Annotated in this window: 2 protein-coding genes (1 of these 2 cut by a window edge); both read left to right on the forward strand. The window is 69.9% G+C overall.

Annotation, left to right across the window (positions count from 1 at the left end):
* Positions 1-13,104 carry an orfamide A non-ribosomal peptide synthetase OfaB gene (gene ofaB / locus PFLCHA0_RS10960; protein WP_015634934.1) on the forward strand — a complete coding sequence of 4,368 codons (13,104 nt, stop codon included), beginning with the start codon at positions 1-3 and terminating at the stop codon, positions 13,102-13,104.
* A protein-coding gene (gene ofaC, locus PFLCHA0_RS10965) for an orfamide A non-ribosomal peptide synthetase OfaC (protein WP_015634935.1) crosses the window boundary here: on the forward strand, positions 13,101-15,351 show its start. It continues 12,455 nt past the right edge of the window; 2,251 of the gene's 14,706 nt are visible here — the first part of the coding sequence; the start codon lies at positions 13,101-13,103; the stop codon falls past the right edge of the window. Before ofaB ends, ofaC begins: the two co-directional genes overlap by 4 nt.

A 15,351-nucleotide genomic window follows, 5' to 3' on the forward strand; every position in this document is an offset into this window, starting at 1 on the left:
ATGCAGTTCAGCGAATTGATGGCAGTGCTTTCGACCCTGGCGATCCGTCTTCAACGGGAACAGGAGGACCTGCTCGTCCAGGGCGATGACGAGGCGCTGGACGACGGGCTCTGGGACAGCCTAGTGCAGCACAAGGCCCGGCTCCTGGAACTGCTCGACGGCCAGGGCGGCAGCTGGCTGAGCCCGGCCTTCAGGATCACCCCGGACATGCTGCCCCTGGTGCAGCTGGACCCGCCCGCCATCGAGCGTATCGTCGCCGCAGTGCCTGGTGGCGCCGCCAACGTGCAGGACATCTACCCCCTGGCGCCGCTGCAGGAGGGCATGCTCTATCACCATTTGTCCGCCGCCCAGGGCGACCCCTATGTGCTGCAGGCGCGCTTCGCCTTTGCCAGTGCCGAGCGACGGCAAGCCTTCGTCGAAGCCTTGCAATGGGTCATCGACCGCCACGACATCCTGCGTACCGCCATCGCCTGGGAAAGCCTGGATGAGCCGTTGCAGGTGGTCTGGCGCCAGGCGCCGCTGGTGATCGAGGCCGTGGCGCTGGACCCGGCCGACGGCGATGTGCTCGGCCAGCTGCAGGCCCGCTACGACTCCCGGCACTTTCGCCTGGACCTGCGTCAGGCGCCGCTGCTGCGCCTGGTGCACGCCGAGGACCCGGCCAACCAGCGCCAGGTGGCGCTGCTGCTGTTCCATCACCTGGCCCTGGATCACTCCGCGCTGGACCTGGTACGCCAGGAAATCCACGCCCGCCTGCAAGGGCACAGCGAGCGCCTGCCGGCCCCGGTACCGTTTCGCAACCATCTGGCCCAGGCCCTGGCAAGCCGCAGCGAGGCGGCCCACGAGCGCTTCTTTCGCGAGATGCTCGGCGATGTCGACGAGCCGACCCTGCCGTGCGGCCTGGGGGATGTGCAGGGCGCCGGGCGGGTGATCGAAGAGGCCCGGCTGACCCTGGACCGCGAGCTCAGCCAGCGCCTGCGGGCCCAGGCCCGGCAACTGGGGGTGAGCAGCGCCAGCCTGATGCACCTGGCCCTGGCCCGGGTGCTGGGCCAGCTGTCGGGGCGCGAAGCGGTGGTGTTCGGCACCGTGCTGCTGGGCCGCATGGAGGCCGGCGAAGGCGGCGAGCGGGCCCTGGGCATGTTCATCAACACCTTGCCGCTGCGGGTGGATGTCGGCGCCCAGGGCGTGCGCGCCGGGGTCCTGGCCACCCATCAGCGGCTCAGTGCCTTGCTCGCCCATGAGCATGCGTCCCTGGCCCTGGCCCAGCGCTGCAGCGGGGTCAGTGCGCCGACGCCGCTGTTCAGCGCCATGCTCAACTACCGCCACAGCCACGCCGCCGATGGCGCCCAGGTGCAGGAGGTGGCCCCGGGCATCCAGGTGCTGGGCGCCGAAGAACGCACCAACTACCCGCTGACCATCAACATCGATGACCTGGGAGAGGATTTTTGCATCACCGCCCTGGTGGATCGGCAACTGGGCGCCGAGCGCATCGCCGGCTACCTGCTGACCGCCCTGGAGAGCCTGGCCCTGGCCTTGCAGAGCACTCCGCAGGCACCGCTGTACAGCCTGGAGATGCTCCCGGCCAGCGAGCGCCGCTACCTGTTGCAGGGCCTGAACACGCCGCTGGGGCACTACCCGGACAGCCCGCTGATCCACCAGCAGGTGGAAGCCCAGGCCCGGGTCCAGCCCGAGGCCCCGGCGCTGCTGTTCGGCGAGCTGCGGCTGAGCTACGGCGAGCTCAACCGGCGCGCCAACCAGGTGGCCCACCGTTTGCTGGCGCTGGGTGTACGCCCGGACCAGCGGGTGGCGATCTGTGTCGAGCGCGGCGTGGAAATGATCGTCGGCCTGCTGGGCATCCTCAAGGCCGGCGGCGCCTACGTGCCCATCGACCCGGCCTACCCCCGCGAGCGCATCGCCTACACCCTGCAGGACAGCGACCCGGTGGCGCTGCTGGTGCAGGCCGGCACCCAGTCCCTGGTGGCCGACCTGCGGGTGCCGCTGATCGACCTCGACAGCCGCACCCTGGCCCATGAAGCCCAGGAGGACCCCGAAGTGCCGGGGCTGACCCCGGCCCACCTGGCCTATGTGATTTACACCTCGGGCTCCACCGGCCTGCCCAAGGGGGTGATGGTGGAGCACCGCAACGTGGCCCGGCTGTTCAGCGCCACCCGCGACTGGTTCGACTTCAACTGGCGGGACGTGTGGGCGCTGTTCCATTCCTTCGCCTTCGATTTCTCGGTGTGGGAGATCTGGGGGGCGCTGGTGCATGGCGGCCAGTTGCTGGTGGTGCCCCAGGCCGTCAGCCGTTCGCCGGATGACTGCTACCGGCTGCTCTGCGAAGCCCGGGTGAGCATCCTCAACCAGACCCCCAGCGCCTTCCGTTCGCTGATCGCGGCCCAGGACCAGAGCCCCCTCAAGCACTCCCTGCGCCAGGTGATCTTCGGCGGCGAGGCCCTGGAACCGGGGATGCTCAAGCCCTGGTATGCCCACCTGGAAAACGTCGGCACCCAGCTGGTGAACATGTACGGCATCACCGAAACCACGGTGCACGTGACCTATCGCCCGTTGCAGGCGGCGGATGCCCAGCTGGTGGGCAGCAGCCCCATCGGCCGGCGCATTCCCGACCTGCAACTGTATGTGCTCGATGCCCACCGCGAGCCGCTGCCCAGCGGCGTGGTGGGTGAGTTGTATGTGGGCGGCGCCGGGGTTGCCCGGGGCTACCTCAACCGCGATCAGCTGACCGCCGAGCGCTTTATCGCCGACCCCTTCAGCCACGAGCCGGGGGCGCGGCTGTACAAGACCGGCGACCTGGCGCGCTGGCGCAGCGACGGCAGCCTGGAGTACCTGGGGCGCAACGATGACCAGGTGAAGATCCGCGGCTTTCGCATCGAGCTGGGGGAGATCGAGGCCCGCCTGGCGGCCTGCGACGGCGTGCGCGAAGCGGTAGTGATCGCCCGGGAAGACACCCCGGGGGACAAGCGCCTGGTGGCCTATGTGATCCCCCGGCCGGGGGCCGCTGCCAGCGCTGCGCAACTGCGCGAGCAACTGCAACAGAGCCTGGCCGAGCACATGCTGCCCAGCGCCTTCGTGACGTTGCAGGCCTGGCCCCTGACCCCCAACGGCAAGCTCGACCGCAAGGCCCTGCCGGCGCCGGACAGCCAGGCCCTGGCCCGGCGTGAATATGCAGCGCCCCAGGGCGAGGTGGAACAGGCCATCGCGACGATCTGGCAAGAGCTGCTGGGCTTGCCGCAGGTCGGGCGCCAGGACAACTTCTTCGAGCTGGGCGGGCACTCGCTGCTGGCGGTCAAGCTGATGGAGCGCATGCGCCAGGTGGACCTGTGCGCCGATGTGCGGGTGCTGTTCGGCCAGCCGACCCTGGCCGCCCTGGCGGCGACCGTGGGCGGGCAGCGCGAGGTGCAGGTGCCGGCCAACCGCATCGCCGCCGATTGCCGCCACATCACCCCGGACCTGCTGCCCCTGGCGGACCTCGATCAGGCCGCCATCGACCGGCTGCTGGCGCGGGTGCCCGGCGGCGCCGCCAACGTCCAGGACATCTATGCCCTGGCGCCCTTGCAGGCGGGGATCCTCTATCACCACCTGAGCAGCGCCGAGGGCGATCCCTATGTGCTCCAGGTGCAGTTCGAATTTGCCGGCGAAGACGCCCTGCAAACCTTCACCCTGGCCTTGCAGCAGGTCATCGCGCGCCACGACATCCTGCGCAGCAGCATGGCCTGGGAAGGCCTGGAACAGCCGGTGCAGGTGGTCTGGCGCCAGGCGCCCCTGGACATTCAGGTGGTCGAGACGGACCCGGCCCAGGGCCCGGTGCTGGAGCAGCTGCAGGCGCGTTTCGACCCCCGTCGCTACCGCCTGGACCTGAGCCGGGCGCCGCTGCTGCAACTGGCCTGCGCCGCGGACCCGGGGCAGCAGCGCTGGCTGGGCCTGCTGTTGTTCCACCACCTGGCCCTGGACCACAGCTCCCTGGAGGTGTTGGTGGAGGAGATCAGCGCGGTGCTGCAGGGCGCCGCCGCGCAGTTGCCGGCGCCGGCACCGTACCGCAACTATGTGGCCCAGGCGCGCCTGGGCCATGGCGAGGAGCAGCACCAGGCGTTCTTCCGCGAGATGCTGGCGGACATCGACGAGCCGACCCTGGCCTTCGGCCTGCAGGACGTGCAGCGCGACGGCAGCGGCATCCGGGAGCGTCAACTGCGCCTCGACCCGGCGCTGTGCCGGCGCCTGCGAGAGCAGGCGCGGCACCTGGGAGTGAGCCTGGCCAGCCTGCTGCACCTGGCCTGGGGCCGGGTGCTGGGGCAACTGGCGGGCCGCGATGACGTGGTGTTCGGCACCGTGCTGCTGGGAAGGATGCAGGGCGGCGCCGGTGCCGACCGGGCCCTGGGCATGTTCATCAACACCTTGCCGTTGCGGGTCAGTGTCGGGGAGCAGGGTGTGGCCGAGGCCTTGCGCGCCACCCACGCCCGGCTGGCCCGATTGCTGGGCCACGAGCACGCCTCCCTGGCCCTGGCCCAGCGCTGCAGCGGCGTGCCGGCATCGCTGCCCCTGTTCAACAGCCTGCTCAACTACCGCCACAGCGCTGCCGACGCCGCGCAGCAGGGGCCGGCGAGCTGGGAGGGGATCCGCGTGCTCGACTCCCGGGAGCGCAGCAATTACCCCCTGGCGCTGAATATCGACGATGACGCCCAGGGCCTGCGCCTGACCGTGCAGGCCGTGGCGCAGGTGGACGGCGATCGGGTCTGTGGCTACCTGCAGTGCGTGCTGGAACACCTCGCCCAGGCCTTGGAGCAGACCCCGGCCCTGGCCCTGGAGAACATCCCGGTACTGCCGGCGGCCGAGCGCCGCCAGGTATTGCTGGAGTTCAATGCCAGCACCCGCGACTACCCGCGCCAGCACACCGTGCACCGGCTGTTCGAGGCCCAGGCCCAGGCCCACCCGCAGCGGGTGGCGGCGGTCGAAGGCCAGGCGCAGCTCAGCTACGGCGAGCTCAATACCCGGGCCAACCAGTTGGCCCGGCACCTGCTGGAGCTCGGGCTGCAGCCCGGCGACCGGGTGGCGATCCTGTTGCCCCGGTCCCTGGACCTGCTGGTGAGCCAACTGGCCGTCTGCAAATGCGCCGCGGCCTATGTGCCCCTGGATATCAACGCCCCGGCCCAGCGCCAGGCCTTCATGGTGGAAGACAGCGCCAGCGTGCTGCTGCTCAGCCGCAGCGACCAGGTGCTTGCGTGCCCGGCCAGAAGGGTCGACCTGGACCGCCTGCAACTGGCGCCATTGCCCGGGCACAACCCGGACCTGGCGCAGTCGTCCGAGACCGTGGCCTACATCATGTACACCTCCGGCTCCACCGGCGTGCCCAAGGGCGTGCAGGTGCCGCACCGGGCCATCAGCCGCCTGGTGCTCAACAACGGCTATGCCGACTTCAACCCCGAGGACCGGGTGGCGTTCGCCTCCAACCCGGCCTTCGACGCCAGCACCATGGATGTCTGGGGCGCCTTGCTCAATGGCGGCCGGGTGCTGGTGATCGATCACTACACCCTGCTGGAACCTGCGCGTTTCGGCCGGGCCCTGAGCACGGCCGGGGCCACGGTGCTGTTTGTCACCACGGCGCTGTTCAACCAGTACGTGCAACTGATTCCCGAGGCCCTCAAGGGCCTGCGGATTCTCCTCTGCGGCGGCGAGCGTGCCGACCCGGCGGCCTTTCGCCGCCTGCTGGCGCTGGCGCCGCGGCTGCGCCTGGTGCACTGCTACGGCCCCACCGAAACCACCACCTACGCCACCACCCATGAAGTCACCGCCCTGGCCGATGACGCCGAGCACGTGCCCATCGGCCGGCCGATCGGCAACACCCGGGTGTATGTCCTGGACGCCCAGCAGCGGCCGCTGCCCATCGGTGCCCCGGGGGAGATCGTGATCGGCGGCGACGGCGTGGCCCTGGGTTATCTCAACCGCCCCGAACTCAACGCCGAGAAATTTATCCGCGACCCTTTCAGCGAACAGCCCGGGGCCTTGCTGTACCGCACCGGGGACATTGGCCGCTGGCTGGGCAACGGCCTGCTCGAATGCCTGGGGCGCAACGACGATCAGGTGAAGATCCGTGGCCTGCGCATCGAACTGGGGGAAATCGAGGCGCGCCTCACTGCCTGCGCCGGGGTCAAGGAGGCCGTGGTCCTGGCCCGGGAAGACGAGCCCGGGGACAAGCGCCTGGTGGCCTACTACACCCTGCAGGCGGACGCCGCGCCGCTGCCGGCCGAAGCCCTGCGCGCGGCCCTGCAGCAGCAACTGCCGGACTACATGGTGCCCCTGGCCTACGTGCAGTTGCAGGCCTTGCCCCTGACCAACAACGGCAAGCTGGACCGCAAGGCGCTGCCGGCGCCGGCCCCGTCGGCCTTGCTCAGCCGTGAATTCGTCGCCCCCCGGGGCGAGGTGGAAATCGCCTTGGCGCGGATCTGGAGCGAGCTGCTCAAGGTGGAGCAGGTGGGGCGCCACGACCACTTCTTCGAACTGGGCGGGCACTCGCTGCTGGCGGTGAGCCTGATCGAGCGCATGCGCCAGATCGGCCTGAGCGCCGATGTGCGGGTGCTGTTCAGCCAGCCGACCCTGGCCGCCCTGGCCGATGCCGTGGGCAGCGGCCGGGAAGTGCAGGTGCCGGCCAACCTCATCAGCGCTGATTGCCCGCGCATCACCCCGGACCTGCTGCCCCTGGTGGAACTGGACCAGGAGGCCATCGACCGGGTGCTGGCCAGCGTGCCGGGCGGCGTGGCCAATGTGCAGGACATCTACCCCCTGGCGCCGTTGCAGGAGGGCATTCTCTATCACCACCTGAGCGCCGGGCAGGGCGACCCCTACCTGCTGCAATCGCGCCTGGCCTTCGACAGCCTGGAGCGCCTGCAGCGTTTCGCCGGGGCCCTGCAGCAGGTCATCACGCGCCATGACATCCTGCGCACTGCGGTGCTCTGGGAAGGCCTGCCGCAACCGCTGCAAGTGGTCTGGCGCCATGCCGAGCTCCGGGTCGAGGAACAGCACCTGGACCCGGCCGAGGGTGACCTGCTGGCGCAGTTGCAGCAGCGCTTCGACGCCCGTCACTGGCGCCTGGACCTGGCCCAGGCGCCGCTGATCCGCCTGGTCTATGCGCGAGAGCCCGGGCAGCAGCGGGTGCCGGCGATCCTGCTGTTCCACCACCTGGCCCTGGATCACACCGCCATGGAGGTGATCGGCGAGGAAATGCGCGACCTGCTGTTCGACCGCGCGCAGCACCTGGGCACACCGGTGCCGTACCGCAACTATGTGGCCCAGGCACGCCTGGGTGCCGGGCAGGCGGAACACGAGGCGTTCTTTCGCGACATGCTCGGGGACATCGACGAGCCGACCCTGGCCTTCGGCGTAGAGGATGTACAGGGTGACGGCCTGGGTATCGAAGAGGCCGAGCTGGTGCTGCCCGAGGCCCTGAGCCGGCGCCTGCGGCAACAGGCGCGGCACCTGGGGGTGAGCGCCGCGGCCCTGATGCACCTGGCCTGGGGCCTGGTGCTGGGGCAGTTGGCCAACCGTCGCCAGGTGGTGTTCGGCACCGTGCTGATGGGCCGCATGCAGGGCGGCGCGGGCGCCGACCGCGCCCTGGGGGTGTTCATCAATACCCTGCCGCTGCGGGTCGATGTGCAGGGCAGCGTGCATGCCGCGGTCAAGGCCACCCACGCCCGGCTCAGCGCCTTGCTCGGCCATGAGCACGCCTCCCTGGCCCTGGCCCAGCGCAGCAGCGCGGTGGCGGCCGGCGCGCCACTGTTCAACACCTTGCTCAACTACCGCCACAGCGTGCCGAACACGGCGGCGCCGGACGGCCTGGATATCTGGCAGGGCGTCGAACTGCTGGGGGGCGAGGAGCGCAGCAACTACCCGCTGAGCCTCAGCGTCGATGACCTGGGCGAAGGCTTCAGCCTGGCGCTGCTGGCCCAGGCCGGAATCGGTGCGCAGCGTGTCGGCGCTTATATGCAAAGTGCCCTGGAGCAACTGGCCCAGGCCCTGGAACACAACCCGCAGGCGGCCCTCGAACAGTGCTCGGTGCTGCCGCCACAAGAGCGCGAGCAACTGCTGGAGGGCTGCAATGCCAGCACCGCCGACTACCCCCGCGGGCAGACCCTGCACGGGATGTTCGAGGCGCGAGCGGCACAGGCTCCCGACGCTGTGGCGCTGGTACAGGGGCCGTTGCGCCTGAGCTACCGCCAGCTCAACCAGCAGGCCAATCAGCTGGCCCGGCAACTGCTGGAGTTGGGCGTGCACCCAGACGATCGCGTGGCCCTGTGCCTGCAACGCGGGCCGCACTTGTTGCGGGGCATGCTGGCGGTCCTCAAGGCCGGGGCGGCCTATGTGCCCATCGACCCGAGCCTGCCGGCCGAACGCATTGCCTACCTGCTGCAGGACAGCGCGCCGCTGGCAGTGCTGGTGCAAAGCGCCACCCGCGAGCTGCCGGGCAGCCTTGCGGTGGTGTCGATCGATCTCGATGGGGTTGCCTGGCAGGAGGCCGAGCTGGGCAACCCGCTGCTGCCGCACCTGACCCCGGCGCACCTGGCCTATGTGATCTACACCTCCGGTTCCACTGGCCTGCCCAAGGGCGTGATGGTGGAGCACCAGAGCCTGGAAAACCTGGTGCACTGGCACTGCGCGAGTTTCGACCTGGGCCCGGGGCGGCACAGCTCCAGCGTCGCCGGCCTGGGCTTCGACGCCATGGCCTGGGAGGTCTGGCCGACCCTGTGCAGCGGCGCGACCCTGCACCTGCCGCCCGCCGATGTGGGCAGCCAGGATATCGAAGCGCTGCTGCACTGGTGGCGCGCCCAGCCCCTGGATGTCAGCTTCCTGCCGACCCCGGTGGCCGAATACGCCTTCAGCCAGGGGCTCGGCCACCCCACACTGGACACCTTGCTGATCGGTGGCGACCGCCTGCGCCAGTTCGCCGCCGACCCGGGTTTTGCAGTGATCAACAACTACGGCCCCACCGAAGCCACGGTGGTGGCCAGCTCCGGGCGGATCGAGGCCGGTAGCGCCCTGCATATCGGCCGGCCCGTGGCCAATGCGCGGCTCTACCTGCTGGACGAACTGCAGCGCCCGGTGCCCCAGGGGGTCAGTGGCGAGCTGTATGTGGCCGGGGCCGGGGTGGCCCGGGGTTACCTCAACCGCCCGCAAATGACCGCTGAACGCTTTCTCAACGACCCCTTCAGCGCCGAGCCCGAGGCACGCATGTACCGCACCGGTGACCTGGCCCGCTGGCGCGCCGACGGCAACCTCGACTACCTGGGGCGCAACGACGACCAGGTGAAGGTGCGCGGCATGCGCATCGAACCTGGGGAAATCGAGGCGGCGCTGCTCACCCATCCGGCCCTCAAGGAAGCCCTGGTGCTGGTCCGCGAGGGGCGCCTGCTGGCCTATTTCACTTCCCGTACCGAGGGCGTGCAAGCCGCCGCCGAAGACCTGCGCGACCACCTGCAAGGCCGGCTGCCGGACTACATGCTGCCGGTGGCCTATGTGCGCCTGCCGGCCATGCCCCTGACCGCCAACGGCAAGCTCGACCGCAAGGCCCTGCCACCGCCGGGGGAAGAGGCCTGGCTGAACCGGGAATTCGTGGCCCCCGAAGGCGAGGTGGAACAGGCCCTGGCGCGGATCTGGAGCGAGGTGCTGCAGGTGGAGGCGGTGGGGCGCCATGATCACTTCTTCGAACTGGGCGGGCATTCGCTGCTGGCGGTGAGCCTGATCGAACGCATGCGCCAGATCGGCCTGGACGCCGACGTGCGGGTGCTGTTCGGCCAGCCGACCCTGGCTGCGCTGGCGGCTGCGGTGGGCAGTGGCCGCGAGGTCGCGGTCCCGGCCAACCGGATCACCGCGGATTGCCCGCGCATCACCCCGGACCTGCTGCCGCTGGTGGAACTGGAGCAGGAAGCCATCGACCGAGTGGTGGCCAGCGTGCCCGGCGGCGTGGCCAACGTGCAGGACATCTACCCCCTGGCGCCGTTGCAGGAGGGCATTCTCTATCACCACCTGAGTGCCCGGCAGGGCGACCCCTACCTGCTGCAATCGCAGCTGGCCTTCGCCAGCCGGCAACGCCTGGATGATTTCGCCGCAGCCCTGCAGCGGGTGGTCGAGCGCCACGACATCCTGCGCACCGCGGTGCTCTGGGAAGGCCTGAAGCAGCCGCTGCAAGTGGTCTGGCGCCAGGCAGGGGTGCAGGTGCAAGAGGTGCAAGCGAACCCCGCCCAGGGCGAGGTCCTGGAGCAACTGCAGGCGCGCTTCGATGCCCGGCACCTGCGCCTGGACCTGACCCGGGCGCCGCTGATGCGCCTGGTGTATGCCCAGGACCCGGCCCGCCAGCGCATCGTCGCCATCCTGCTGTTCCATCACATGGCCCTGGACCACACCGCCCTGGAGGTGGTGCGCGAGGAAATCCAGGCCTGCCTGCTGGGGCAGTCGCCCGCGGGCACGGCGATTCCCTATCGCAACTACGTGGCCCAGGCGCGCCTGGGTGTGAGCCGTGAAGAGCACGAGGCATTCTTTCGCGAGATGCTCGGCGATATCGATGAGCCGACCCTGCCGTTCGGCCTGCAGGACGTGCAGGGCGATGGCGATGCCATTGAAGAGCGCCAGCAGGCCCTGGAGCCGTCACTGAGTGCGCGCCTGCGAACCCAGGCCCGGTTGCTGGGGGTGAGTGCGGCGAGCCTGTTCCACCTGGCCTGGGCCCGGGTCCTGAGCGTCACCTCGGGCCAGGACCGGGTGGTGTTCGGCACCGTGCTGCTGGGGCGCCTGAGCGCCGGGCAGGGCGCCGACCGGGCCCTGGGCATGTTCATCAACACCTTGCCGCTGCGGGTCGACCTGGATGCGCGTGGCAGCCGTGCCGCGGTCAAGGACACCCACGCCCGGCTCAGTGCCTTGCTGGGTCATGAACACGCCTCCCTGGCCCTGGCCCAGCGTTGCAGCGGGGTGGCCGCGCCGCTGCCGCTGTTCAGTGCCATGCTCAACTACCGCCACGGCAGCGACGGGGTGCCGAGCCAGGCCGTGCAACAGGCCTGGCAGGGCATCGAGACCCTGCATAGCGAGGAGCGCACCAACTACCCCCTGAGCCTCAACGTCGACGACCTGGGCCAGGGGTTCCGTCTCACCGCCATGACCCTGGCGCGGATCGGTGCCGAGCGTATCTGCGGCTACATGCAGCAGGCCCTGCTGGCCCTGGTGGAGAACCTGGAGACGGCGCCGCAGCGGCCCCTGCGCGAGGTGCCGATCCTGCCGCCGCAGGAGCGTCAGCACCTGCTGCAAGGGTTCAACGCCACGGCCGTGGATTACCCCCTGGAGCAGACCCTGCACGGGCTGTTCGAGGCCCAGGTACGGCGCAGCCCCGAGGCCACTGCGGTGCAGGCCGGCGAGCAGCAGCTGAGCTACGGCGAACTCAACCGGCGCGCCAACCAGCTGGCCGGGCACCTGCTGCAACTGGGCGTCGGCCCCGACAGCCGGGTGGCGATCTGTGTCGAGCGCGGGCTGGAAATGGTGGTCGGCCTGCTGGCGATCCTCAAGGCCGGCGGCGCCTATGTGCCCATCGACCCGGGCTACCCCGCCGAACGCATCGCCTACATGCTCGACGACAGCGCGCCCCTGGCGGTGCTGGCCCAGGGCGCGACCCGGGCATTGCTCGGCGAACTGGCGCGGCCCCTGGTGGACCTCGACCAGCTGGCCTGGAGCGGGCCGGCGCCGGGCAACCCGCAAGTAGAGGGGCTGACCCCGGGGCACCTGGCCTATGTGATCTATACCTCCGGTTCCACCGGCCAGCCCAAGGGCGCGATGAACGAGCACCGGGCCGTGGTCAACCGCCTGTTGTGGATGCAGGCGCAGTACCGCCTTGGCACCGAGGACGCGGTGTTGCAGAAGACCCCGTTCAGTTTCGACGTCTCGGTCTGGGAGTTCTTCTGGCCGCTGTTCACCGGCGCGCGCCTGGTGATGGCGCGCCCCGACGGGCACAAGGACCCGGCCTACCTGCGCCAGGTGATCCGCGAGCAGGGCATCAGCACCTTGCACTTCGTGCCCTCGATGCTCGATGTGTTCCTGGCCCAGGGCGAGGGCGCCGAGGACCTGGGCCTGCGCCAGGTGATGTGCAGCGGCGAGGCATTGCCGGGCAGCCTGGTGCGGCGCTTCAAGCAGCAACTGCCACAGGTGGCATTGCACAACCTCTACGGCCCCACGGAGGCCGCGGTGGACGTCACTGCCTGGGATTGCAGCGGCCCGCTGGCCGATACCCCGGACCACACGCCCATCGGCAAGCCCATCGCCAATACCTGCATCTACCTGCTGGACGCGCAGATGCAACCGGTGCCCCTGGGGGTGGTGGGCGAGCTGTACATCGGCGGGGTGCAGGTGGCCCGGGGTTACCTGAACCGCGAGCAGTTGAGCGCCGAACGTTTCCTCAAGGACCCGTTCAGCCAGGAACCGGGGGCGCGCCTGTACCGCACCGGCGACCTCGGGCGCTATCAGGCCGACGGCACTATCGAGTACCTGGGGCGCAACGACGACCAGGTGAAGATCCGCGGCCTGCGCATCGAACTGGGGGAGATCCAGGCGCGCCTGACCCAGCTGGAGGAGGTCAAGGAGGCGGTGGTACTGGCCCGCGAGGATGTGCCTGGCGACCAGCGCCTGGTGGCCTACTACACCACCCACGACAGCGCCCGGCGCCTGCCCGTCGAGCACCTGCGCACGCAACTGCTGCAGCACCTGCCGGAGTTCATGGTGCCGGCGCTGTTCGTGCACCTGGCGGCGCTGCCCCTGAGCGCCAACGGCAAGCTGGCGCGCAAGGAACTGCCGGCCCCGGGGCTGGAGGCGGCCCAGGTGCGCGAGTACGAGGCCCCGGTGGGCGACACCGAAATCGCCCTGGCGCGGCTGTGGGCCGAACTGCTCAATGTCGAGCGGGTGGGGCGTCACGATCATTTCTTTGAACTGGGTGGGCACTCACTGCTGGCGGTCAGCCTGATCAGCCGCATGCGTGAGCTAGGCATGGAAGCCGATGTCCGGGCGTTGTTCGAACAGCCGACCCTGGCGGCCTACGCGGCCATGACCGAACGAATGGAGATCGTCCTGTGAGCGTGATCGAACTGTTGGCGACACTGAAGGAAAAGGATGTGCAACTGGTGCTCAAGGACGACCAGTTGGTGGTCCAGGGCAACAAGCAGGCCCTGAGCGAACCGCAGCTGCTGGCCCGCTTGCGCGAGCACAAGCCGGAGCTGATCGAGCTGATCCGCGCCGGCCAGTATTCGCCGAGCAAGGCCGGGCAGGTGCAGGTGCCGGCCAATGGCATCACCCCGGGCATCAGCCGCATCACCCCGGCGATGCTGCCCCTGGCCAACCTCGACCAGGAGGCCATCGAGCGCATTGTCGCCAGCGTCCCGGGCGGGGTCGCCAACGTGCAGGACATCTATCCCCTGGCGCCCCTGCAGGAGGGCATTCTCTACCACCACGTCAGTGCGCAGCAGGGCGACCCCTATGTGATGCAGGCGCAGTTCGCCTTCGCCAGCGAGGAACGCCTGGAAGCCTTTGCCGAGGCCCTGCGCGGGGTCATTGCGCGGCACGACATCCTGCGCACCGCGGTGCTCTGGGATGGCCTGGAGCAGCCGATGCAGGTGGTCTGGCGCGAGGCCGGGCTGGAGCTGCAAGAGGTCGAGACCGACCCTGCGGCCGGTGAGGTTCTGGCCCAGTTGCATGCGCGTTTCGACGCCCGCCACTATCGCCTGGACGTCAGCCAGGCGCCGCTGCTGCGCCTGGTGCATGCCCGGGATGAAGCCGGGCAGCGCATCGTCGCCATGCTGCTGTTCCACCACATGGCCCTGGACCACAGCGCCCTGGATGTGGTGCGCCACGAGATGCAGGCCTTCCTCTCCGGGCAGGCCGAGCGCCTGGGGCCGGCCATGCCGTTTCGCAACTACGTGGCCCAGGCGCGGCTGGGCATCAGCGAACAGGAGCACGAAGCGTTCTTCCGCCAGATGCTCGGCGATATCGACGAGCCGACCCTGCCTTACGGCCTGCAGGATGTGCAGGGCGATGGCCGGGCCATCGAGGAATGCACCCAGGCCCTGCCAACCGAGTTGAGCCAGCGCCTGCGGACCCGGGCCCGGCTGGCCGGGGTCAGCGCGGCCAGCCTGTTCCACCTGGCCTGGGGCCGGGTGCTGGGCACCCTGGCGGGCAAGCACAAGGTGGTGTTCGGCACTGTGCTGATGGGCCGCCTGCAAGGCGCCGAAGCCACCGAGCGGGCCCTGGGGATCTTCATCAACACCTTGCCGTTTCGCCTGGATGTGGACAGCCAGGGCCTGGGCGAGGCCCTCAAGGCCACCCACGCCCGGCTCACCACCTTGCTGCGCCACGAACACGCGGCCCTGGCCCTGGCCCAGCGTTGCAGCGGCGTGAGCGCACCGACCCCGCTGTTCAGCGCCTTGCTCAACTACCGGCACAGTGCTGCCGGGGCCAGTGCCGCGGCCCAGGCCGCCTGGGCCGGGATCAGCACCCTGAGCTCCGAGGAGCGCACCAACTACCCCCTGACCCTGAGCGTCGACGACCTCGGGCAGGATTTCAGCCTGACCCTGCTGGCCAGCACCCAGGTCGACCCGCGGCGCATCCTCGGCTACCTGCTGTGCACCCTGGAGAACCTGGCCCAGGCCCTGGAGCAGACGCCGCAACTGGCCCTGGAGCAGTTGCCGATCCTGCCGGTGGCGGAGCGCGAGCAGGTGCTGGAAGGCTTCAACCGCAGCGCGGTGGACTACCCCCCGGGGCAGGCTATCCATGGCCGCATCGAGGCCCAGGCGCAGCGCACCCCAGACGCCCTGGCGGCCTGCTACCAGGGCCGCTCGCTGAGCTATGCCGAGCTCAACCGACAGGCCAATGTCCTGGCCCGGCAACTGCGCGGGCTGGGGGTGCAGCCCGATGACCGGGTGGCCATAGTTGCCCGGCGCAGCCTGGAAACGGTGGTGGGCCTATTGGCGATTCTCAAGGCCGGGGCCTGCTATGTGCCCATCGACCCGGCCCACCCGGCCGAGCGTCTGAACTACCTGCTCCAGGACTGCGGCCCGCGGGCGGTGCTGACCCAGGCCGAGCTGCTGGGGCGCCTGCCGGCCCTGGCGGTGCCGGTGATCGAACTCAACCAGCGGTTGTGGCTCGATCAGACGGCGGACAATACCCAGGTACCGGGGCTGAGCGCGGCCAACCTGGCCTATGTGATCTACACCTCCGGCTCCACCGGCCTGCCCAAGGGGGTGATGGTGGAGCACCGGACCCTGGGCAACCTGGTGGACTGGCACTGCCAGGCCTTCGACCTGCGTCCCGGCAGCCAGGCCTCGTGCC

This window comes from Pseudomonas protegens CHA0 (assembly GCF_000397205.1).
GTDB classification, from domain to species: Bacteria; Pseudomonadota; Gammaproteobacteria; order Pseudomonadales; family Pseudomonadaceae; genus Aquipseudomonas; species Aquipseudomonas protegens.